We start from the raw sequence: 23337 nt of genomic DNA, 5'->3' as shown, positions 1-23337 counted from the left end.
AAATGGGTACGGCTGCCACCGCGTGGGCGCTGGCCGTACCCGGTCAGCGGTCTTCGAACTTGCCCTCGACCTTGAGGTGGCCGAGGTTCTCGAGCACCTTCATGACGGTGTCGTCGGAGAAGCCTTCGGTGCGTCGCGCGGTGATCTGAACCTCCACCTCGAGCTCGACGCCGTCGGGGGCAGTGAGCAGGGCGAGGAGGTCCTTCGCGAGGTTGTTGAGGTCGCGAGAGTAGCGTTCCGGGTTGACCTTGAGCGAGCCCCAGAACCTCGTGTTCCGTACGGCAGGCGATGCCGTGGGTTTCGGACCTGGACCCGCAGAGCCGGGCGTCGGCTGCTCAAAGGGGTCGGATCCCGTTGTCTCGGTGAGGTCCGCTGCGCCCCCGCCCGGCGTCGGGGCGGGCTGGCGCTCCTGCTCTTCACGGGCACGCTGGGCCTTGGCACGGCCGAGTTCTACCAAGACGCTTCGGTCGGTCAGTTGGCTGAAGTATTCGCCGGTGCCGGGGATGACGAGCTCGATGTAGCGGCCGTCCTCCTCATCGTACCCGGCGGCGACTGCGAAGCCCTCGACATCGCCGGTCAGCTCTTCGAGCACCCGGAAGATCCCCTCTTCGAGGACCTTCCGATTGCGCAAGCGGCTGAGGTAGGGGAAGCGGCAGTAGTACTGCCACAGGTCTCCAAGGGAGATGTGCCCCTTCTCCCAGACCTTGGAGAGCTTCTTCTCCAGATCATGGCGGATCAGCCGGGCGCCCTGGACCGCGCGAAGCTGGTCGAGGTTACGCAGCTTGGTCTCCACCCGAGCGGGGATGACGTCGCCCATGTCGTCGAGAGTGACCGAGCGCAAGCCGATGCGCCCGGTCTTGTCGTCCCAGATCGGATAGATCACCGTGTTGTACGCCTGGGTGAGTCGCAGCCAGACTGTGTCGTCGGCAGTCTTGCGGCGCTTCTTCGCCATTGCGGCCTGGTCAGGGACGAGGGGCAGGTCCCGGTCGCTGACGATGGAATCCCACGCAAGGTAGTCGCGGGTGGCGTCCATCAGGTAGTCGAGTAGCTCGCGGTCCGCGGCAGCGAAGACCAGCATGTTCTGATTGACCCGAGGTGTGTCGCCACGAGCCTCCAACGCCTGAGTGGCGAAGTCTCGAGCCGGACTGACCTGGTTCTGCGCAGAGAAGTGATAGCGCGGGTGAATGATGGAGAGAGCGACCTCGTTGGTCTCGGGGATATCGCCCCGCTCCAGTCCGGGGAAGACCTTCCCGAAGAGCCCTCTGTGCTTGCTCGCGGCGTCGCGCTCCTTCAGGCGACGAACGATCTCCACGTATACGTCTTCGGGGTGGCTGCGGTACTCCTCGGAACGGTCCCGGGCAAGCCGGTTGACCGACTGCTGAGTGTCGAACCAGTAGGAACTGCCGTCCACGTAGAAGTAGAGCGCCTGCTCGCTGAGCAGGTGGATCGCCGAGGCGAAGTTGCCTACGATGTCGCCGGGCAGGGCGGTGCCGAGCCAGATCCGCTTTCGCTCGACGCCCTTCTGCTGTGCGCCGGTGCGGGCGGCGGAGGCCAGGAATGCGGCCCGCGCCAAGCGACGGGTGATGTGCCGCTGGGCGAAGACGGCGCGGCTCTTGTCCACCCGCTCTGGCGTGGAGCTCGGGGCGTCGACGTCCGCCTCGATGACCGCTTTCCACGAGTCGGACAGGTAGTGGGTGACCTCGCCGAGCACCCACTCGTCTCCGAGCGGCAGCGACCCCGGCATGATCAACGGAGCCGGGTCCTCGGCCTGCCATAGTCGGTAGATCACCGCGCTCATCAGCCGGAGAACACCGCGGGTCTTCTGGAATCGCTCCAGCGTCGACCAGTCTTCGTAGAGCCGGTGGAACAACTCGGGGTGGATCGGGTATGCCGCCTTGATCTCGTCCTCGTACTTGGGGTCGAGCACCGCGTTCGGGAACTCAGCCCCGTGCTCGCGGTAGAACTTCACCAACGCCTTGGCAATGAAGTCGCGCTCCTTCTTCGCGGCGGAGGTCGGCTCCTCAAACAACCGCCGCCGGACGATTTCGAACGACTCGTCCGGCGTGGCCGGTCGCCAGTGCTTTCCAAGCCGGCCGACGACGTTCTGTAGCCGCTCCAGGGCCTCTTGGCCGCGGACACCACCAACCTCGGCCTCGTTGCCCCTCGCGTTGCGGTCCTTCGGGTCATGCGAGGCTGGCACGGAAACTATGAGCATGACGCCCGGGATGGCCTTGGCGAGCTCGGTGAGGGTCTGGGCGAAGGTGAACTGTCCCTCGAAGTTGCCGCCGGGCAGGTCCTCGCGGCCGTGAAGCAGGCGCGCGTACGCCACCCATTCGTCGATGAGGATCACGCATGGCGCGTACGCCTCTAGCAGCTGCCGGAGCGACGCCCCGGAGGGGACCCTATTCTGGTCAGACGCGGCGACGATGTCGTAGGCGTCCTGCCCGCCGAGCTGCCAGGCCAGCTCGCCCCAAAGCGTGTTGATCCCAGGACGGCCGCCCTCGTGGGAGGGCTTGGCCGTCTCGATGTGGTTGCCGACGATCGCGACGCGGCGCACGCCGGAGACGATCGGGGTCTCACCCAGCATGTCCTGCACCGGCTGCGGGAAGTCGATGGCCTTGTAGCCGGGGGCGTAGAGGTGCCAGACCGCGAGCATCGAGTGGGTCTTACCGCCGCCGAAGTTCGTCTGCAGATTAAAGACCGGCTCTGCGTTGCCATCGCCGGCGATCCGGCGGGCGGTGTTGGACAGCAGCTCCTTCAGGCCGTCGGTGAGGTAGGTGCGCTCGAAGAACTGGATGGGGTCGGCGTACTCAGAGCTCTTCGCCTTGCCGTTCGCTACGTGATAGAGGTCCGCGGCGAACTCCGCCTGAGCGTACTTACCGGTGCGGACGTCCTCATGCGGGATCATAACCTCGCGCCAGCTACCGAGCTTCTCTGCCGAAACGGTGATGGACGCGGACGCGCTCTTGCGGGCGCGGTCGAGCGCCCGCTTGTTGTCGATCTGAGTGCGGTGCTCCTCGCGCTGCTCACGGACCTGGTCGGCGGCGGTCGTCGCGCCGACGGCGCGGAGCAGCCGCTCCATCGTGTCAAGGATCCGGTAAGTGTCGTCGTAGGTGAGCTTCTCGTTGTGTGCCCAGGCATTGCGGGCGTCGCGCAGCTCGCTCGCGTAACGCTGGCCGGAGTGGCCGATCAGATCGTGGAAGACCTTCCGATAGTCGGTGATGACCTTCAGCTGGAGCTGCGGGTCGTGCTTGGCAAGCTTCATCCCGCCGCCGTGCTTGCTGGCTTCATTAGCAGCAATCAGGTCCAGCCAGTCCTTGCCTGAGGGGGCAGCGTCCTGCATAAGCCGATCGACGACCGGCTCCAGCCCCTCGGCGAGGATCTCGAACCCCTTGCCCACCCGCTGGGCATGCGATAGCGCCATGTCTTTCTTGCCTAACCCTTCGCCGCCCATGTTCACCCGCCCAGCTGCTTGTCACTCGTCATCGTCGTCGGCCTCCTCTTCGAAGGAGGAGAAGAGATCATCGATCTCACGCGTAACGTATCGCTCAGGCGAGACATTCTGGGCAGCCGTCATGATGTCCGGCCAAGCGGTGCCGAGCGCGTTGAACATTGCGGCTGTCTTCTGGTACTTCCGGTCGGAAATCTTGAAGAGCCGATGGACGAGCCGATTAACTCGGTCGAGGCTGATTGCGGCGTCCGTACGGCTCCCCACCCCGGCAACCAGGCGGGCCGCGCCGTCAATGCCCTGCTCATTGAAGCGCTTGGCCAGGTGCATCGCGACCTCCCAGTGTGAGATCCGATCGTCCTTGACTGGGTCGTAGTTCGCTGGCAGATCATCGAAGTCGAGCAGGCAGACCGTGGACCGGGGGGTGTTGCTGACGATCCCCGCCTCGACGAGGTCGCGGATGGCGGTGCCGGTCTGGCGGAGCACAACGTCGGCATCCCCATAGGCACCACGATCGAACGCGAACTGGCGGAACCACTTCAGCGCGAACCGGGTGGGTGCGTCGAACTCGGCCTCCTCGCCATCGATGATGGCGGTCGCGGCCTTGTCGATCTCGATAAGCGCCTCGCGTACGGTCATCGGCTTGCCATCCGGCTGGAGGACCTCCTTGTAGCCCGAGAAGATTCGCATCCCGGGCCCGATCGCCGCCTGGCCCATGTCGAGCGGCGAGACGCCGCCCTTGCGCAGATCCTCAATCGCCTCTGGAAGCTCCTCCTGGAGCTCCGCCAGGAAGGCCGACTTGTCGGCGATCTCCTCGGCCTGCCGTTGACGGCATATCAGAATGATGTAGGAGGCAAGGGCGTTGGCCCCCTGGCCGATCGCACGGCTGTCGTGGGTCGCTTCGATGGGCATCGTTCCAACTACGCCAAGACCCGAAGCAAGCACAGCTTGGAGGAGTGAAACCCATGCCGAGGAGACAGCACCAGTACCTTCCTCGTCGTCCTGCTTGGCAGCGTATGCCACGACGATTGGCAGATCGGGTCGAGATGCCCTCTGGAGTGACGTGAAGACCTCTGTGAAGCCGTCGATGAAATACTGTTGCGCCTTCTCCTTGCTACCGTCATGGCGGGCGGGGTTCGCCACCAGCTCAACGGCTTTCGGCGTGGCGATCGTTCCAAATAGATCCGGGTGAACGGCTTGAAGTGCACGACGGAGCCAGATGTAAAAGTAATCACTCAGATCGGCATAGTTAATCTGTCCGAAGTATGGTGGATCTGTCACGATCAGTGCCGTCCCGGGCTCGACGAGCTCGCCTGCTCGGCGGGCATCCACCTGCACAACTTTTCCTGGCTGGGCATCATATGGAAGCGCACGCAAGGCGGCAATCACGGCGTTGATCTGAGTTGACCAACTCCCCATAGATTTCCCGAAGGGATACGCCTCGGCGAAGTCCCAGAGCATAGGTATCGCTTGTGTCGCAAATGCTGGCATGCAAAACGAGGGGCCTTGTCGGGTCGCCCAACGAACCAGCATGGAGTTAGTGAGAGACATCTTGCTGACACATATGCCGAGGAGGGTGGTAACCGCACGGGCTTGCTCGATGCTACCTCCGTCTCCAAGGACCTGGTCGTAGACCTTTACCACCTCATCGGCGAATGCCGTCAGCACGGCAAGTTGCCGCGGTGTGTAGAGGTCAACATGACGATGCAAGCCATACAGGCTGGCCCGAAAGTCCCGTGTGTTACTACCGATCTCAATCTCATCGAGATCATCTGGCGTTTCGACACTTGCTGGCGGCAAGAGTTCGGCCGACGGACTAACAAACGTTCGCCCGCTTTTCGTATCCATACAGTAGGCCATCAGCTGCAGTCCCAGTTGGCCAGTCATGCCAGCGGCGCGAAGTTCCTTCTCGCTCAAAGGGGATCCGCACTTCGGGCATGCGAACTGAGCGCGCCCGCTGCCCTTGGTCGCCTTAGCCGGGCCGTTCTTGCCTTGATGGACGATAAATTTAACCTTATCTCCATTTACGACTGGTTCGACGGTGGCTTCGCGCCCTTTCTGCTTACTGACCCATGGCGACCCGAACAGGGGGACCTGAACCGCGCACATGGGATTCGTGCAAGGCGCGGTTCTTGCCCAGAGCCAAGCTACGGGGGCGCCATCAGGAGGGACCGGATAGTAGTGGCCAACCTTCTCCTTGACTCGTTCTTGCACGACAGTTCCGTAGTAGCGAAGATCGTCGGCGAAGCCATCGTAAGGCAGATCGCGCATCCGAGTCGCATCGTTACTCTTGGATAGCGCGGGCGTCAGCGCGACGGCGGGAAGCAGCTCCCCGAGCGCGCGGGTCACCAAGGCCGCCACAGGATTGAGGTCTGAGCTCACCACCGGAAGCCCCAATCGGAGCGCCTCCACGATGGTCGAACCGCCGCCCGCGAAAGGATCAATGACGGTAGGCAGCTCAGGGTTCGACGCCGCGATCAACTTGCGCGCCTTGCGCAACACATCCTCTGGAGGCGCTGTGCCGTCGGTGGGGACAAGATCCTTAATGATCTCGATCAGGTCGTTGCGTTCTTTTCCAGGTCCCGGGTCATCAACCAGCGACGCGAAGATCAGAGCGCGCAGAGCGGGAGTCGGCATGGGAGCGAACCATTTGTGCAGATTCTTGATGGTGCCCACCGCCCGACGCTTATCCTTTACGCTGGCGGTGCTGATCTGTGTAAGAGGCAACGTCACGTCGATGAGTTTGCGCTTGTACCCATCATTGGTTCCCTGGCTCATAGAGGGGCTCCTCCTCGCGTCCACGTCTTCTTCCAGTCGCCACCGAGCTCGGTGGCGTCGAACTTCCCGAAATCTACGTCCTTGAATGGATCGACGACATATCGGACATCGTCGTTGTCGGGCCCGCCCGGATGGACGCTGACCAGCGCCAGCCGGAAGTTCTGCCCTGAATTCTTGCCGGTAAGGACCTCGGTTCGGGTGACATGGAAGCTGTCCGCTCCGGTGATCCGCCCCTTGACCTCGATGAACACCCAGTGGTCATCCACGGTACGCGACCGGATGTCGTACCCGGGATTGTTATGGGCCATCTCCTCCGGGATCCGGCCGAGCTTCCGCTCCTCTTGTAGCACCCGGTCGACCGCGCGGCGTTCCACGGCCTCGGTCTCCCGGGCGTACGCCTCCGGCGGCTGATCTCGGAGCCCGGCCAATCGGTCGAGCAATCCCTGCGGGATCACCAGGGCGGCCCCGCCGACCCGGGGCGGCCGAACCTGGAGGCGGGCGTCGCGGTCGAGCTCACCCATGCGCCGTTCCAACCGCTGTTCCAGGTTCCTAGCCTGGCGGTCGGCGAACTCGGACTTCATCTTGACCGACTTGCCGGACTGCTCGGCGTCGAGGAGGTCGGCATGGCGCGAGTCCCAGTAGTTGATCTCCTGGAGGAGTCGCTGCCGTACCAAGCGTCGGGTCCGCTCGGTCTCGCGGATGACGCGTTCTTGCAGGTCGGCGATGCGTGCGCTCAGGCCGTTTTGCACAGCCCAGCCGATGGCAATGTCCTCGACGCCATTGGCCAGCCATGACTCTTCCAGGACGGGCTGGACCAGGGCACGCTCCTCCTCGGTCGCCGGCGCGTAGTCGAGATAGGGGGCGGCTCCGGCCATGCGAGCTTCGGAACGGCCGATCTCGACGAAGTCGAAGCACTTGCTAATGATCCGCGGCTTTTCGTGCCCGTCGGCGATCTCCTGACTGACCGCGACGAGCAACCGCGGCTCTTCGCCGACGTCCCGCCGATTGACCAGGATGACGCCCTGCTTCAGCTGCGAGCCGTACCTGTCGACGATCAGCGAGACCACGGCGTCGAGCAACGGGTGCCCCGGGGCGAGCAGCGCTGCTTGGGGCGCGCCCGCCTGGCGGACGAGGGACCTGTCGAAGGTGACCCGCTCATAACGGTGAACCACCGGCGCACCGATCTTGATGAGCTGCTCGAAGTGGCGGACGTCGGCCGGGACGTGGGTGATCTCGTACCGGCCCGGCTCACGCTCGGAGATCCGGCCCCCGAGCAGCTTGAAGGCGGTGAGGAAGAACGCCTTGATGTAGTGCGGTTGGAGGCGGCGAGCCTTGGCCTCCTCCATGCGCAGCCGCCATTCGGCGACATCGGCCTCAGCAAGCTTCTGGTGCGCGAGGGCCCGCTCGGCCAGCAGCTTCTCAAGGCCGTCGCCGACCGAGGAGTCGATGACCTCGTTGAGCCGGTTGCGTACCTCGGGCTGGTCGCCGTACTGGATGGCCTCCATGAGTAGCGCGCGAAGCGGCCGGTCCTGGAACGCCTCACCGAGGACGTCGAAGACCTTGCCCTTGTAAGCCTTCCGCTGTTCCTCGATCTTGCCCAGAAGGCGCATGAACACCGCGCCCTCGCGCGTGTCCTCGGCGACCAGATTCCACAGGTGGCAGACCTCGGTCTGGCCGATCCGGTGGATGCGGCCGAAACGCTGCTCGATCCGGTTGGGGTTCCACGGAAGGTCGTAGTTCACCATGAGATTGGCGCGCTGAAGGTTGAGACCTTCGCCGGCCGCATCAGTGGCGATCAAGATGCGGCAGTCCTTGTCCTGGGTGAACAGCTCCTTAATCTTCCGGCGATTGTCGCGGGAGACACCGCCGTGGATGGTGACGACCGCTTCTTCGCTGCCGAGAAGCCCGCTGATCCGATCACGGAGGTACTCCAGGGTGTCTTTGTGCTCCGTGAAGATGATCAGCTTGCGGGGGCTGCCGTCTGCGTCGCGGACCATGGGATGGCTGAGCAGCAGTTCACGGAGCTCGATCCACTTCTTGTCGGTGCCGCTGTGCCGTACCCGGCGGGCGACCTCGACCAGGTCGGCGAGGATCAGAATTTCCTTGTCGAGTTCGGCGAGGGTCTGCGCGGCGGTTGCGGCGTCGACGACGTCGTTCTCAAGCTCTTCGAGTTCTGCACTGGGCAGGTCATCCAGGGTTGCGTCGTATTCGGACAGGTCTTTGCCGAGCATCGCGGCAAGCCGGTCTCGGAGCGTGGCTTCCATCGGACTGCGGCCGGTGAGCATCTCCTGGCGCAGGAGTTGCAAGCGCTTATGACGGCGGATGAGCGACTGCAGGATCGCCTCTGGGCTGGAGGCCAGGCGCCGCTGGAGGACTGTGAGGGCGAAGCCGACGGTGTTGCCGCGTTTGCCGTCCGCCATGGCTTGCGCCTTGCCCATTTGGTCGCGGACATACTCCGTCACGACCTCGTACAGCTCGCGCTCGGCGTCAGAGAGCAAGTAGGGGACTGTGTATGCGCGCCGCTCGGGAAAGAGCGGCTTGCCCTCGAAGGTGAGCAGGTCTTCCTTGACCATGCGACGCATGAGACCGTCGGTGTCGGTGGAGCTGACACCCTCGCGATACTTGCCCTCGAACCGGTCAGAGTCGAGCAGGCCCATGAAGAGTTGAAAGTTGGCCTCGCTGCCTGCGTGCGGGGTTGCGGTCATCAGCAGCAGGTGACGGGTGTGCTTGCCGAGCATCTCCCCGAGTTGGTAGCGCTTGGTCTTTTTCAGCTCATCGCCGAAGTAGCTGGCGGACATGCGGTGGGCCTCGTCGACCACGACCAGGTCATAGTCGGACTGCTTGAGCTGCTCCTGGAGCTCCTCGGAGCGAGAGAGCTGGTCCATCCGTGCGATGAGGAGCGGGTACTTCTCGAAGGCAGTCTGGTCGAGCTGGGCATTGATTAGGTCACGGGTGAGCACGTCGAAACGGAGGCCGAACTTGTCGAGGAGCTCCTCCTGCCACTGGTCGACGAGACCGCCTGGGGCGACGATCAGGCACCGCTCCAAGTCACCGCGGAGCATGAGCTCCTTGATGTAGAGGCCGGCCATGATGGTCTTGCCCGCGCCTGGGTCGTCGGCCAGAACGAAGCGCAGCGGGCTGCGGTCAAGAAGCTCGCCGTAGACGGCTTGGATCTGGTGCGGAAGTGGCTCTAGGTCACTGGTCGTGACCGCGAGCATGGGGTCGAAGCGGGCAGCCATACGGATGCGGAGAGCCTCGGCGGCGAGCTTGAAAAGCGCGCCATCGCCGTCAAAGCTGTAGGCCGCCGACGCAGTCCGGATGGTAAGGCGGGCCTCCCAGTCGCGATAGAGGAGCTGGTCCGCGACGCCGCCGTCCTCAGTACGGTAGGTGAGCATGACTGCGTCGTCGCCGTACCACTTGGCCGCTACGACGGTGACGTTGCCGTTCGTCATCACTCCGCCCACAACGGCGCCGGGCGTCAGGTCCTCCAGCCTTACCCCCGCCACGCGCGCCTCCCCGTAGCCCTGGCCCCGTGCTTCACGTTATTTCGCAATCCTTCTGGTCGAGCCACGCAGAATATAGCGGGCAGCCCCGACAGATCAGTTCGGAAGCCTTCGAAGTGTGTGCGACTCTCCGTAACATTCTCACAGCGCATGGTGGCGAAGAAGATGAGAACTTCATTCAGCCAGCACGGCATGGTGCCGAGCAAGGTATATCGCGATGCGTCCGCGCCGCGTTACAGCTGGGCTGGAGCTTACGGAGGCCACCCATCGGCCGTTCCCTTCACCCAAACTTGGGCATGGTTCGCATTTGCCCATGACGGCGGAAGTGGATGTCGCATGTCGATACCGGCAGACTAGAGCATCGCCATCAGGCCAGCAGCATGATCTCATTCGATGGCAAGTGGACCCGCACCGCAGGGCCGCCAGGCCCGAGGAGCGGAAGCCGCGCGGCAGCCGATCGCCCCAACGACCCATGGCCAGAACCGAAGTGAGCGATCGTCACGGCCTTCATTGGTGGCTTTTCCTGGCCTCTTGGGCGCGTGGGCGGTGTGTGCCGGGCCGGCCGAAGAGCCGCAGCCGGGCACGCAGACCGCTCGCGCGCCGGCGGGCCGCGCAGCGGGCCGCCTTTAAAGACGTAGAGAAAGTTCTCATCCGGCGACCCCGCGTCTAAAAATGATCTTGATGTGAGGCTAGATGATTGATTCCAAGGGGTTGGGATCAGTGGTCGTAGGCGGTCAGTGAGCGCGCGATGGGCTGACCGGTCTTGTCGTTGTGCCAGATCACGGCGGTCAGCGCAAGGATGCGGGTGATCACGCGGATGATGACACCGCGAACGTGCGCCCGCCGTGGCGTTCGAGGTCGAGCTGGCCCTTTGCGGGCCTTGCGCAGCAGGCGCACTCCTGCGGTGGCCAGGGCGTGTTCGAAGTCACGGCCGTAGTACTGCATGTCGGCGATCAGGTCCTGCCGGCCTCGGTGGCGGGCCAGCAGGTCGGGGTCGGCTTCGAGCATGCCTAGCAGGGTGAGGCGTTCGTCGGCCTTGGCGCCGGTCAGGGCGAAGGCGGCGGGCAGGCCGCCCAGGGTGCACATCAGGTGCAGGCGCAGGCCCCAGAAGAAGCGGGAGTGCGAGGCGCAGTAGCCGTACTCGGCCCAGCCGGCCAGGTCGGAGCGCTGGGCGGTCTGCCGGGAGCGGCCGCACTCGACCGGGGTGGAGTCGGCCACCCACACGTCGTCGCTCCACAGGCTGGTGTCCCGGCCGAGAATGCGGATCAGGTGGAGCACCAGGCCGGTGGCGGCGCGCAGGCGCTTGTTGTAGCCGGACTGGCCGGGCAGGTAAGGAAACAGGCCGGTCAGGTGGGCGCGAGCGTAGCGCAGCCAGCGCCGCTCTGAGGTGAAGCCGAGCAGCGCCGACAATACCGCCAGCGTCACCAGCTCCGCGTCACTGAGCCGAGGCTGCAGCCCGGTCGCAGGCCGCTCGGGAGCCAGATCCGGAGAAGCGATCAGCTGATCGTCGATCTTCACGTACAGTGCTGTCGCGAGGGTGTTCAGTTCTGTCGTCACAAACGGATCTTGAACGCCCTCGCTTCATGTCCGCAGCCGAACAGCTGATCTCCACCCCTTGGAATCAATCATCTAGACGCTCATTCGTTGCTGCTGGTCGCACTCTCATCGCCGGCGTCCTTCACGAAGCTGCCCAGGTTCGGGACGGTGTAGATCCTGTCGGCGGCTCTGAGGCGTTCCATGGCCTTGCGTATGGTGGGGCGGGCGACCCCGAACTCCTCCATCAGCTTGACTTCGGAGATCTTGAACTTGGGTCCCCATTCGCCTGAGTCGATCCGCGCGTTGAGGACCTCAAGGATCTGCTGCCAGCGAGAGCGATCCCCGTCGAATTCCCATGTGCGCGTGTGCTCGACATATCTGGCCACCCTATGAGGCTAGGAGGGCGCTTCATGCCCCTTCACACCGGCTCATGAAGCTTCATGCAGCTCCATGCTGTAGACAAGAGGCTCGCTATCCTCGCGGTATGGCGTCGATGAGCGATAGGACAGAGTCCCTCCGGGTGGGGCAAGGGCGTACGTGCTCGGCCACAAGCGCAGAGGTGCGCGCTGCATGGCCGGGATCTATCCGCTCGCTCATCGGCACCCCTGCCTGTTCGGGGTGGGGGAGCTGTTGACGAACTGGGGATCTATCACAGCCTTCACCCGGCTCCGGCGAACCCCAACCTGACTCCCGTTCGCTGGTATCCCTGCGACTCCCGCACCACCCGCGCCCGCGTCCGCGACTACACGTGTGGCTGCCTGCCCGTCGTCTTCGAGTTCTGCGTCCGACCTACGGCAGGCGGCCAAGGCGGGGGAGGAGTTCGACGTCACCACCGGTCTGCCAGTCTTGATGCTGGCGCCGGAGTCGTCGGGGCCGACGTTCCTGGAGTTCGCCCAGGCGTACATCCTTCAGCGCTGGAACAACTCGGCTGCCAAGACCCGCGAGACGGATGCGTACGCGCTCCTCAGTCTCATTCCGGCTCTGGTGGATGACGCGCCGCGTCGCCCATCCGCCGAAGACCTGCGGGAGGTCCTCCGGGCTCATGCGCTCCTCCCGGAGAAGCGGCGAGTCACCCCTGACCCCTGCCCAAGTCGCGGCTCTGGGCTGGTTGGAGCGGGCTTTGCTACCGCTGTCGAACCTGGGGAGGCGCCCGTTCTTCGCACGGCACTCGACGCCATCTTGGTCACCTTCGCTGGCGCCCCCGCAGGGGCGAACACCGTGCGGCGTAAGCGTGCGGTCCTTCATCACCTGCTGGAGCATGCGATCGAGCAGAAGGTGTTCAGCAGCAACCCGCTGGACGCGATTAAGTGGACGGTGCCGAAGGCCGTGACGGTCGTCGATCCCCGTACTGTGGTCAACCCGCCTCAAGGCGCTGTTCGGGTGCATCTACTACGCAGCGCTTCGGCCGGAGGAGGCGGCGGATCTGCGCGCCAACAACTGCACGCTGCCCGAATCGGGATTAGGGTTGATCGTCTTGGAGCAAGCGCGACCGCAGAGCACGAAGCGATGGACGAACTCCGGCGAGACTCACGAGTCCCGGAGCCTGAAGCACCGCCCGGACAAGGAAACGCGAGAGATCCCGATCCCGCCCGTCCAGGTCGCCATGGTCCGCGAACACATCCCCGAGTACGGCACGGCCAAGGACGGCAGGATCTTCCGCACCGGTACCGGCGGAACCTACTCCAGCTCGGCGCACTCGTACGTCTGGCAGGAAGCTCGGAAACTCGCCCTCACTCCGGCTCAGGTGGCCTCGTCGCTCGCCGCACGTCCGTACGACCTCCGCCATGCGGCGGTGTCGCTCTGGCTGAATGCCGGTGTCCCGGCCCCTGAGGCCGCAAAACGCGCTGGGCATGGTGTTGATGTGCTGCTTCGTGTCTACGCGAAATGCATGGACGGCCAGCAGGAACAGATCAACGGAAAGATCAACAACGCTCTCGACGTATAGGAAGCCGGACTTCGGCCCCCGCTGCGGGCTGGGGCCCTTCTTCTATGCGCCCGCGGGCAACGTCCTCGCGACACGCGACAAGTTAGGTGATCGCGACGGATCTCGAAATCATGCGGCACCCTGGCAACCACTCCGTGAACAAGGAGGATTATGCACGGTGATCACTCCCGGTCGAAGGTTCCGGGCCGCGCAGACGGCCACCGTACGGCCTGCCGCTGCATAGACGCACCACTCTCCATGAGTCGGAGTTGACCGCTGAGCCGCAGCCTGGGCCGCCGGTCAGCTATAGAGATGCCTCGATCTTTGGGAGGGACGATCTTTGGCCCCGGATGTACTCGACTCCGACACCTCCCAGGGGACATCCTCAGGGCGTCGGAGATCACTGGCTGAAACCGCTGCTGGTCGCGGGCTTCGTGGCATGCCTTGCTCTCGGGATGTGGTCGGGCATGTCCGGCGCGGGAACCTCGCCATCGAAGACCGGCGTCGCCTCGGCGCCCCTCACCGGCACTACACGACCGCCCAGGATGCAGCGCCAGCCCCGCGGCCGACTCTCACGTCCGCCGCCGCCCCTGCGGTGCCCTCCGTCTGGCCCCGATCAGAGCGCAAGGCTTCGAAGGGGGGATCGAAGCGATCCGGGCGGAGCCACGGACCAGTGAGCCGTACGGCGCGGCAGCAGGAGCCGCCTGCGGCCGGAAGGAGGAACCGCTCGCAGAAGACGGTCCGAAAGAACTCTGGGGGAAACATCAGGAAGGGACCGTCTCGCTTGATCTCCGCGAAGTGCGACCGACTGTTCCCGCCGTCTCGTCCCAAGTTCCGCATCCGTAACCGGGTCTGCCATCAAATCTATGGCTAGCGTGCGGCTCGACGGCGTACGGGGACGTGACTTTTCAGAAGGTCGTGGAACGGAGCCATGGTCACGCGAGGATCCGCTTCAACCTGTGGCGAGTCTGATCGATCAAGCTGGTCGCGGCACCGAGCCGGTTGTCGACGCTGATATGCGCTGCGGATGGGCTGTTGTCGGTGTCCAGGCTGCTGGCGTAGGCGGCCCAGTTGTCCAGCTTCCAGGCGTCGCGGGTGGCTCGGCGGATCTCCATGTGCTTGCGCATGGACGCGGCGTCGCAGCGTATCCAGATCACGCCCACGTCCGCGCCCATGGCTGAGCACTGGTCTGTCAGGCGGGACATCCAATCGGGGCTGTTCAGTTCGGCGATGAAGGGCGCGGACAGGATGGCCGAGGTACCCGCCCGCAGATTGTCAAAGGCGGTCTCCAGCACACAGCGGTACTCCAAGGGTCGCACTTAGCGTAGGTAGAGCTCGGTGTGCCGGTCATGGGGATCTCCGCCGAGTGATGTGAGCAGTCGCTCGGACATGGCGCAGGTCATGGAATCCTTGTCCAGGAGGGCCCAACCGGTGACCTCGGAGAGGAACCGGGAGAACTCACTCTTGCCGGAACCGGCGTAGCCGCAGACGAGCGTGAGAACCGGCTTGACGCTGTGCTGCTGGTGGCGTTTGCGCCAGGCATCCATAACGCGGCTGATGAATCGCGTGGGCTCGACGTCCGCCAGAGGGGCGGCAACGCTTATGAGGCTTTGTTGGATGACTTCGGCAGCGATGTCGCTGGCGGAGAGGTCGAGACCAACCGGAGTCGTGGGTCTTCACGCGTCAATCATGCGGCGCATAAACGGCTCGTGAGCCGTGATTTGCAATAGCTATGGACGGCACCGAAAGCCGGACATCGAGCCTATGGTGCACCATATATGGACTTATTGCGACTAACCGTACATCGGCTATTCCGCTTCAATATGGCACCGTATTGCGGGTTCACTTGGTGCGCCCGTTGTGTTTGACTCCTGATCTGTAGCCACGCCCTTGGGGAGGGGCCATGGGGGAGTTCGTCGGGATCGATCCCCTCGGCGCAGAGAAACTGATCCGCCAGATGGAAGCGGGGAAGGACGTCCTGGCCAGGGCGCGTCCGGGGCTCGAAGCGGCGATCGCGGAGGCGGGCGCCGAGTGGGCCGGCCGCGAAGGCGTTGCCCCGATGCACCGCACCTGGTGGTTCTTCCACGAGTCGCAGCAGGATCTCAAGTGGCGCATCGACACCATCAAGCGCATCGTGCCGACTCAGCAGACAGGCATGCTGACCGGTACCTTCCCCTTCAGCAGCGCCACCGAGGCCACAGAGGCGGCCAAGCGGGACGCGGGTGTCATCACTGCTGCGCTCAACTACCACGACCAGTTCCTGTCCGGGCCGAGCTGGGCCGGGGTGGAGAAGGCCCTGGCAGCGCTCAAGAGCAGGATCGACGATCCGAGCTACTCGGCAGCCCTGCTGACCGCACTCGGTCCCACGACCTTCCAGAAGTTGATTCGCGACTGGATGAACACCCAAGCCGCAGGCGCGCGTAGAGGACTGACCCCGGACACGCTCAAGCGCGCCGGTGAATCCTCGCCCGGCCTGCTGGCCAGAGCCTTCGCCGCCGCTGAGAGCTCCGGGCGACTCGGGAACGAGTGGCAGAAGATGATCGAGACAGCCCCATCGGACATCCTCTCCAGCCTCGTCGCGCTGGCCCCGCAGTCCGGCACGTTCCTCAACCGGGTGGCGACCAACCTGCTGACCCGCCCACCGAACTCCGACACGTTCCCCACCGATCCGAACTGGAACCTGCACAACCTGGCCAAGGCGTACGAGGCGAACCCGGAGGCGTTCCGGCGGCTGCTGGCCGAGCATCCGAACGAGGCCGGGGTCATGCTGGACGCCTACACCATCAGGTCATTAGGCGTTCCTGCGTACGAGGAGACCTTGGCCAGGGCGCTGCATGGGGCCTTGAAACCCGGCGTCGGGGCTGACGACATGCGGGAGCGGGCCTGGATCACGGTCATCAACAGCATCGGATCCGAGCACACGTTGTGGGTGGGTGGCGGCATCGGCACCTTCGCCGATTCGCCGATCAGCCGGGTTCTGGCTCAGGACATCACGCCCATCCTCGACAAGCTCGCCCGCGGCCAGGCAGAGCGGAACTCGCCGGAGGTGCCGTACTTGGAGCCCAGGGCGCCTTGGGACAAGCTCGACCCCACAGTGAGTGCCCGGTTCCTTGGCGCGCTGATGCAGGACTCCACCGCGGCCGACACGTTGATGAAGGCCGGTACGGACTACATGAAGCAGCTGGACATGGGGCGCTTCCATCCCTTCGATCCGAGCAACTACGGACGAGAAGCGCACATCAACCTGGCCGAGCGAACAGGTGCGCTGACGAACCTGCTGCTGGCCGGCTCGACCTATGCGGAGTGGAGCGACGACGAGTACGCCGACCGCCTGGCCGGCTTCCTCCTCATGCCGGTCGACTTCATCAACAACAAGTACCTACCTATGGACAGTGCCCTTGCGTCCACGGGGAAGGACAAGGGGCTCGACGACGTCAAAGACGTGATGAAGAACCTCATCACGGACTACCTCGACAAGAAGACGCCAGATACAGCCCGGTCGATCGCCAGCACCCTCGTGAACGAGCAGGTCGAATGGCTGAGCCGCTCGCTCAGAGAGAACGGGCAGAAGGCGTTGACCGCATCCGAGACGGCCATGATGCGAGACGCGATGGAAGGTCGGATCCACGATGCCTTGCTCGACGCACTGGAAAGACGGGGTGGCTGACCATGCCCGTCAAACACCAACTCCTCCGTGAGGCGGCTGAGAAGGAGGCGCTCGCCTCCACCTTAGTCAGGTACGCCAGGACCCTGGCCGACACCTTCGACGGCATTCCTGCCAAACCAGGCGACAGCAAACCGTTCTGGGAAGGGCAGGCTGCCGAGCGGTACCTCACGCATGCGGCCCGCCTGAGACGCGAACTGGCCGAGCTGGAAAATTCGTGCCTGGCCACCGCCGAGAACCTTCGCCGGCGCGCTAAGCAGCTCCGAGAAGATGCCGCGCGTGTACCTGACCCCATGTGACTGCATTCAGGCGTTGACGGGATAGCACTCCGTCTTCCCGACGATCATGACGTTAGGTGTCGAGTTCATGCGGGCGAGCAGGACGAAGGTCACCCTTGTCTCAGGATTGACCACCACGGCGACACTCACATCGTCTTCCCAAAGATCGAGATTATCCACGACCTGAGTGGAATATCCCTTGCCGATGAGCTGGCCCTTCAGCAGCCCGACAAGGTTGGTCGCACTCTCCGCAGACGGATTCGCGAAGTTCCCCTTGGCGATGTAGAAGCGCTGCTCCTCATCGTTGAGGCAGGTCGAGTCTCGGTCCCGGTCGGCACGTTCTCTTGTCAGCTCGGTCAGGCCTGCCTCGATGCCCGCAACCACCGCGTCACCGTCGCTCACGAGCTGCCGTGATGCCTCCGCCAATGTCGGCCGCTCTGACTCGCCCGAGCACGCCGTCAAGGCCGCGAAACAGATAAGCGTCGCGACAATTGCCCTCGAATACGCAACATGGCGCACGTCCGGACCTTATCCGACCATCTCTCGCTCGTACATCCGTTCTTTCCATCTATAGCGAGCTGCGATGAAGCCGGTGCTCTTCCGCTCCGTGGCGGCGGGGGTTCGATCCTTGCTTGGTGGGCTCCAGGCGGAGATGGCCGACGACCGTGCTGCCGCGGTAGTCGTCGTTGCCGCACGCAGGGCACGACGAGATTTACTCCTCGCTGAACGGCACGGTCATCGTGACGGCTGCCTGATCGGAGTAGGCATACACCACCGCCTCCTGCGAGGCGAGATGAACGGGCTCGCAGTTCGGCCGGCGAGAGGTGCCTGTCTATATCTGCGACGAGTGTTGCACTGATCTGTCCTGAATTGTCGGCAATCACAGCTACAGTACGCCTCGCACCATCCCTTCGCCCCCGTCCCGTCTGCCAGCCGCAAGGCTGGCCGGCGTTCCGAAGGAGCGCTCTTGTGGCGTTGCGTTGTCTGTATCAGGGCAGTGCCGGTGAACTCGCCGAGATCATCGTCCAGAGTCATCTGGTCGAGGAACTGCGCCGACGATTCGTTTCGGTGCATGGAGCGAAGCCGAGAGAGAGCGAGAGCGCCTCGTGGGGCGGCAGCATTCCCACGGTGGTCGACCTGCTAATCAATGCCGGCCTGCAGGACGTACAGGTGCTGATCGAGCTGACCGCGCCGATCTGTGACCTGCGCATGGACATCGTTCTGGTCGGAAGCGAACCCGCAACCGGCGAGATCTGCGTTGTAGTGGTGGAGAACAAGCAGTGGTCGCAGATCCGGCCGGTGCGCGGCACGCAGATGGTGCATGTGCCGAACGCGCCCGGCCGCAACCCGCGCCTTCACCCGGCAACCCAAGCCAACGGATACCGGCAGGCGTTGCGCGACTTCGTGCCGATGTTACGGACCGCCAAGGTGATGAGCTTGGTCAACTTACACAACATGCCCGCCGCGCTCCTTGAGACGATTCGAGATGAAGACCAGTTGGAGAGCGGCGCGAAGCGTACGCATATGTACGGGAAGGAACCAGAGGAACGTGAGCGGTTCGCGGCCATGCTCACAAGGACGCTCTCGGGCAATAAGGCACTTGAGTATGCCCGCGACCTGCTGTCCGCCCGGGTGTCGCCGACGGAGAGCCTGATGACCGCAGTCAGCAAGAGCGTGCGCGGACGTTCTGTCTTTCCGCTGCTGGACGAGCAGCGTAAAGCCGTCGAGTACGTGAAGGCCCAGTTGGCGGTCAGCCGCCGGGGCAACAAGCGAGTCGTGCTGATCGTGGGCGGTCCCGGCACGGGCAAGAGTGTGATCGCCTTGGAACTGCTGGCTGCGTGCAGTAGGGATGGGCTGAAGGTTGCGCACGCCACTGGCAGCCGATCCTTCACCCGCACGCTGTGGGAGTACGCCGGCGAGGACACGCGCGCCAGGCGAATTTTCCGGTACTTCAACAGTTTCGAAACCCTACGCTCGAAGCTGGACATGCTCATCGCCGATGAGGCGCACCGGCTCAGGCGCCAGACACCCGGCACGGGCCCGTCCCAGGTCAAGCAGCTCATCGAGGCGGCGGATGTACCCGTCTTCCTGCTGGACGAGCACCAGGTGGTGCGCCCCGGCGAAGACGGCACCATCCAGCTCATTGAGAACGCGGCCAAGGAGATGAAGCACGAGGTCCTGCGAATCGACCTGCGCAGCCAGTTCCGCTGCGGCGGCGACCCGGAGTACATCCGTTGGGTCGAGCAGTTACTTGGCCTGGTGGCTGGAGAGCCGCCGCACCGTTGGCGGCCTCGGGAGAACTATGAACTGTACGTCGCCCCCACCCCAGAGGCGATGGAGAAGTTCCTCAACAAGCGCGCCGCCGAAACCAACAGCAGCGCCCGCATCGCGGCCGGCTTCTGCTGGCCCTGGACGTTCCCCCGAAACGGCACCCTTACCGACGACGTCCGCATCAACGGCTGGAACCGACCATGGAACGTCAAGGGGGACGAGTGGGTCGGTGATAAGCCGCCGCACACGCTATGGGCGACGCACCCAGGCGGCCACGGTCAGATCGGCTGCATCTACACCGCTCAGGGCTTCGAGTACGCCTGGGCTGGCGTCATCTTCGGCCCCGACCTGGTCTGGCGTGACGGAGGCTGGCAGGCCGACATCAGCCAGAACCGCGACAGGTCGGTCGAGAACGCGCTCGACTTCGACTTCCTGGTCCGCAACACCTACAGGGTGCTTGCTACCCGCGGAATGCGCGGCACCGTGCTGTACTCCGTCGACCGCACCACCAATGTGATGCTGGCCAAGCTTGGTGCTCGCTTGCTCAACTATGACGGCGTGCCCATGAACGCTCCCCAGTAGCAGGACGGCTACTGCAGTTTGCGCAGCGTGACCTGCGCAAATCTGCTGGCATTTCTGCCGGCCTTAGAGATCATCCTGTGCCTAGCGTTCATAGTGAGTCCGACGGTGTACCGGCCATTCCCCCACGCCTCACAGATGTTGCGAGAGCCGGACGACCTCGAACAGCGTCATGGACCTCGGCGATGCGTTCCGTCCACTCGATCCGCTGATCTGCTGACAAGGGCAACGGGATTCGGAACAGCGTGGCGGGTCGGGCGGTGCGTGCTACTGCCAGGCACAAGCTCGTTGAGTGGCGGCGATGATAGCCAGCGGACCCCGCAGGAGGGATTGGTTGATCGGGGCGGGAAGGTATGAAGATCCCGGTAATCTTCAGGCGTATCCGTGATGCGGCCCGACGGGCTTCCGTTTTGATACCGGACATGCCCCCATACCGCACGAGTCCTTCGTGCTGCCTGGGGGTAGATCCGTGGCTGTCTTCCGGCATTCGGCGGAAAGCCTGGTTCAGCTGGTGTCCGAGTCCGTGGCCGAGCGCGTCCTCAGCGACGTGATCGCGGACTACCTGCGCTCTACGCAAGGCATCAACCCGGGCAAGGGCGAACGCAAGTCCTGGGACCGCAGCATCCCTATTCTGGCCCGCGACCTGGTGGAAGCCGGCCTCGGTGGGGTGGAGATGCTCATCGAGTACCAGCTCCCGTTAACCAGCAAGCGGGCCGACGTCATCCTCGCCGGGCGCGACCGGCGGACGGGAGCCGACTCCTACCTGATCGTCGAGCTGAAGCAGTGGAGCCAGGCCGAGCTGTACGAGGACGACACCGAACTGGTCCTGGTGCCGGGCATGGGCGATCGGCCCAAGCTGCACCCGGTCGTCCAGGTGCGGGGCTACTGCGAATACCTGGCCGACTTCGTCGGGGCTCTGGAGCAGCACAGGAACGCGGTGCGCGGGGTGGTGTACCTGCACAACGCCAGCGATCCTGACATTCACGACCTCTATGACCACGTCGAGGACGAGCGCACCCGGCTCTTCAGCAAGACGCGCCGGGGCCAGTTCGTCGACTACCTCAAGGCCCAGTTCGCCCCTGAACCGGGAGCCGCCGCGGCCGATCGGCTGCTGTCCAGCGCCATCCGCCCGTCCAAGCAGCTGCTGAAGGTGGCCGCTGGCGAGATCAAGAAGCGTGACCAGTTCGTCCTGCTGGCCGAACAGCGCCTGGCCTACGAGATGGTGCTGCACGCAGTGGAGAAGGCGCGGGCAGGCAACTCGAAGCAGGTCGTGATCATCACTGGCGGGCCGGGTTCCGGCAAGAGCGTCATTGCGCTGTCCCTGCTCGGGGAACTGTCTGACCGGGGATACTCGGCGCTGCACGCCACCGGCTCACGGTCCTTCACCGAGACGATGAGGCGAGTCGTCGCCAAGGGCTCGACCCGTTTGAAGGGGATGTTCAAGTACTTCAACAACTTCATGACCGCGAAGTCGAACGAACTGGACGTGCTGATCTGTGACGAGGCCCACCGCATCCGCGAGACCTCGGAGAACAGGTTCACCAAGTCGGCACAGCGGACGGGCCGGCCACAGTTGGATGAGCTGATCGCCGCGGCGAGGGTGCCGGTGTTCCTGCTGGACGAGCATCAGGTGGTACGGCCTGGCGAGATGGGGCGGGTCGCCGACATCACGGCTTACGCCGAATCGCTCGGTCTGGCCGTACACCAGGTCGACCTGGATGCGCAGTTCCGTTGTGGCGGGAGCCGCAAGTACGAGGAGTGGGTGCTGCGGCTGCTGGGCCTGGACGGCGGTGCTCCGGAGCCGTGGACGGGTGACGATCACTTCGCCGTCTCTCTCACCGAGTCGCCCTACGAACTGGAGGCCCTGCTGAGGAGCAAGCTGGAAGCGGAATTCTCGGCACGGATGACGGCGGGGTTCTGCTGGCCCTGGAGTGCCCCGGCGGATGACAGCCTGGTCGCGGACGTACGGGTCGGCGACTGGGCGCGGCCCTGGAACGTCAAGGGTGACAGGGCCGTGGGGAACGCTCCGGCCAGCGCCCTCTGGGCCACCGCTGATGGCGGGTTCGAGCAGGTGGGGTGCGTCTATACCGCTCAGGGCTTCGAGTATGACTGGAACGGGGTGATCTTCGGCCCGGACCTCGTGTATCGGGACGGGAAACTGGTCACCGTCCGGAGCGCCAGCAAGGACCCGGCGCTGATGAAGAAGGGAGTCAGCGACGAGCAGGCGGATCAGCTGATCCGCAACACTTACAAGGTGCTGCTGACGCGCGGCATGATGGGCACCGCACTGTACTCGGTCGACCCGGCGACTCAGGAGTTCCTCGCAGGGCTGCTGGAGCAGCGCGCCTAGGCTACGTGTTTGTCGGTGGCGTGCACTAACTTCCTCATACCGACCGGCCTGGGAGGCAAGGATGAACACTGCCGAACTGCTCGAGCCGGCCAAGCTGTGGGAGGCGGCGGAAGTTCTCGGCCGTCCGGGTCCGGTGCCGGCTGCCGCGGGCATCTATGGGTGGTACTTCACTCGGCCACCGCATCCCGGCCTGGCCGCCGACCGTCTCCTCTATGTGGGGATTGCGCCGCGCCGCATGGCCACCCGCGCCAGCAAGCAGAACCTCCGTAGCAGGGTCCGGTATCACTTCCGGGGCAACGCCGAAGGATCTACCCTGCGGCTCACTCTTGGCTGCCTGCTCGGGCTCGAACTCCGCCGGGTAGGCAGCGGCAAGCGGCTTACCTTCGGTCAGGCCGGCGAGAAGGAACTGACGGAGTGGATGGCTGAGTACGCCCGTGTGTGCTGGATCGAGCATGATGCGCCTTGGGAGGGCGAATCCGAGCTGATCGCTCGGCTGGACCTGCCCCTCAACCTAGATCAGAACCGTCACCACGCCTTCCACTCCTACTTGAGCGGCGTCCGCGCCTCCGCTCGTGCACTGGCGCGGAGCCTTCCGATCAGCGTCTGAAAGCTCCGGTCGGTTTGTGATCGACTCGGACATAGGACCGCGGTGTTCGCATGCACGGGTGCGTTCACGCGAGGTAGAGGCGTTCGCGGAAGGCTCCGCGCTCTTCACGTTTGGCCGCTGCCACTGCTTCGATCGTGGTCCAGTCGTGCCCGTGGACCGCGGCCAGGGCGCGTAGGACCTCGTACACGTCAGCTATCTCGCCGGTTACCTCGTCTGGTGACGCCTGCCCGAGCTCGGTGGACTCCTCGAACAACTTGGCCACCAGGGCATCCCGGTAGGCATCCTCGGGGAGCACCGTGACGGTCGGTTCCTGGCCGCTCTGGCGAATGATGTCCGGAATTTTGTCTCGCACCAGTTTCCCCATGTCCCGGAGTCCTCCAAGGTCAGTACGGCAGAGGT

Annotated in this window: 14 protein-coding genes and 1 pseudogene; 6 read left to right on the top strand and 9 right to left on the bottom strand. The window is 64.3% G+C overall.

The genetic code is table 11. The features are described 5' to 3' along the window. Positions 1–43: 43 nt before the first annotated feature. From AB0J53_RS44565 to AB0J53_RS44545, 5 genes and pseudogenes are all read right to left on the bottom strand, one after another. The gene (locus AB0J53_RS44565; RefSeq protein WP_364184291.1) at positions 44–3454 is read right to left on the bottom strand and encodes a Swt1 family HEPN domain-containing protein; all 3411 of its coding nucleotides are present in this window, start codon (positions 3452–3454) and stop codon (positions 44–46) included. Between the two features lie 21 nt (positions 3455–3475). Continuing rightward, on the bottom strand, positions 3476–6226 hold the full coding sequence (locus AB0J53_RS44560; RefSeq protein WP_364184280.1) for a DUF1156 domain-containing protein: 2751 nt from the start codon (positions 6224–6226) through the stop codon (positions 3476–3478). After that, on the bottom strand, positions 6223–9732 hold the full coding sequence (locus AB0J53_RS44555; RefSeq protein ID WP_364184277.1) for a helicase-related protein: 3510 nt from the start codon (positions 9730–9732) through the stop codon (positions 6223–6225). The genes AB0J53_RS44560 and AB0J53_RS44555 overlap by 4 nt, the downstream gene beginning before the upstream one ends. A gap of 714 nt (positions 9733–10446) precedes the next feature. Beyond that, a pseudogene (locus AB0J53_RS44550) lies at positions 10447–11286 on the bottom strand (transposase). 80 nt (positions 11287–11366) lie between these two features. Further along, a complete protein-coding gene (locus tag AB0J53_RS44545) occupies positions 11367–11651 on the bottom strand; it encodes a winged helix-turn-helix domain-containing protein (RefSeq protein ID WP_364184274.1) in 285 nt (94 codons plus the stop codon). A gap of 1079 nt (positions 11652–12730) precedes the next feature. On the opposite strand from AB0J53_RS44545, the gene AB0J53_RS44540 reads away from it, so the two are divergent. After that, a complete protein-coding gene (locus AB0J53_RS44540) occupies positions 12731–13210 on the top strand; it encodes a hypothetical protein (RefSeq protein ID WP_364184271.1) in 480 nt (159 codons plus the stop codon). Positions 13211–14124: 914 nt separating this feature from the next. Here the strand turns inward: AB0J53_RS44540 and AB0J53_RS44535 are convergent. Beyond that, positions 14125–14484 (bottom strand): hypothetical protein, encoded by a 360-nt coding sequence (locus AB0J53_RS44535; protein ID WP_364184268.1) that lies wholly within the window; start codon positions 14482–14484, stop codon positions 14125–14127. A 24-nt stretch (positions 14485–14508) separates the two neighbouring features. Then, positions 14509–14736, bottom strand: a complete 228-nt coding sequence (locus tag AB0J53_RS44530) for a hypothetical protein (RefSeq protein ID WP_364184265.1) — start codon at positions 14734–14736, stop codon at positions 14509–14511. 356 nt (positions 14737–15092) lie between these two features. On the opposite strand from AB0J53_RS44530, the gene AB0J53_RS44525 reads away from it, so the two are divergent. Together AB0J53_RS44525 and AB0J53_RS44520 are read left to right on the top strand one after the other, a co-directional pair. Beyond that, positions 15093–16856, top strand: coding sequence for a hypothetical protein (locus AB0J53_RS44525; RefSeq protein WP_364184263.1), 1764 nt, complete (start codon positions 15093–15095; stop codon positions 16854–16856). Positions 16857–16858: 2 nt separating this feature from the next. After that, on the top strand, positions 16859–17152 hold the full coding sequence (locus AB0J53_RS44520) for a hypothetical protein (RefSeq protein ID WP_364184260.1): 294 nt from the start codon (positions 16859–16861) through the stop codon (positions 17150–17152). 6 nt (positions 17153–17158) lie between these two features. On the opposite strand, the gene AB0J53_RS44515 is transcribed toward AB0J53_RS44520, so the two are convergent. Beyond that, positions 17159–17533 carry a hypothetical protein gene (locus tag AB0J53_RS44515; protein WP_364184257.1) on the bottom strand — a complete coding sequence of 125 codons (375 nt, stop codon included), beginning with the start codon at positions 17531–17533 and terminating at the stop codon, positions 17159–17161. Positions 17534–18100: 567 nt separating this feature from the next. On the opposite strand from AB0J53_RS44515, the gene AB0J53_RS44510 reads away from it, so the two are divergent. The 3 genes from AB0J53_RS44510 (at position 18101) to AB0J53_RS44500 (ending at position 22938) form a co-directional block, all read left to right on the top strand. Then, positions 18101–19984, top strand: a complete 1884-nt coding sequence (locus AB0J53_RS44510; protein WP_364184254.1) for a DUF2075 domain-containing protein — start codon at positions 18101–18103, stop codon at positions 19982–19984. Between the two features lie 466 nt (positions 19985–20450). After that, entirely contained in the window at positions 20451–22331 is a 1881-nt protein-coding gene (locus AB0J53_RS44505; RefSeq protein WP_364184251.1) for a DUF2075 domain-containing protein, read from the top strand. A gap of 61 nt (positions 22332–22392) precedes the next feature. Next, positions 22393–22938, top strand: coding sequence for a GIY-YIG nuclease family protein (locus AB0J53_RS44500; protein ID WP_364184249.1), 546 nt, complete (start codon positions 22393–22395; stop codon positions 22936–22938). A gap of 64 nt (positions 22939–23002) precedes the next feature. Here the strand turns inward: AB0J53_RS44500 and AB0J53_RS44495 are convergent. After that, positions 23003–23337 (bottom strand): nucleoside triphosphate pyrophosphohydrolase (locus AB0J53_RS44495; protein WP_364184247.1); only part of this gene is annotated, 335 nt, incomplete at its 5' end.

The organism is Nonomuraea sp. NPDC049725, assembly GCF_040674795.1.
Classification (GTDB): domain Bacteria; phylum Actinomycetota; class Actinomycetes; order Streptosporangiales; family Streptosporangiaceae; genus Nonomuraea; species Nonomuraea ceibae.
This window is presented reverse-complemented; position numbering and strand designations above follow the sequence as displayed.

Bases quoted from the DNA above. Each gene is read 5' to 3' on its own strand.
- AB0J53_RS44565 (WP_364184291.1), bottom strand. From the start codon at position 3,454: ATGGGCGGCGAAGGGTTAGGCAAGAAAGACATGGCGCTATCGCATGCC.
- AB0J53_RS44560 (WP_364184280.1), bottom strand. From the start codon at position 6,226: ATGAGCCAGGGAACCAATGATGGGTACAAGCGCAAACTCATCGACGTG.
- AB0J53_RS44530 (WP_364184265.1), bottom strand. From the start codon at position 14,736: ATGGATGCCTGGCGCAAACGCCACCAGCAGCACAGCGTCAAGCCGGTT.
- AB0J53_RS44525 (WP_364184263.1), top strand. From the start codon at position 15,093: ATGGGGGAGTTCGTCGGGATCGATCCCCTCGGCGCAGAGAAACTGATC.
- AB0J53_RS44520 (WP_364184260.1), top strand. From the start codon at position 16,859: ATGCCCGTCAAACACCAACTCCTCCGTGAGGCGGCTGAGAAGGAGGCG.
- AB0J53_RS44500 (WP_364184249.1), top strand. From the start codon at position 22,393: ATGAACACTGCCGAACTGCTCGAGCCGGCCAAGCTGTGGGAGGCGGCG.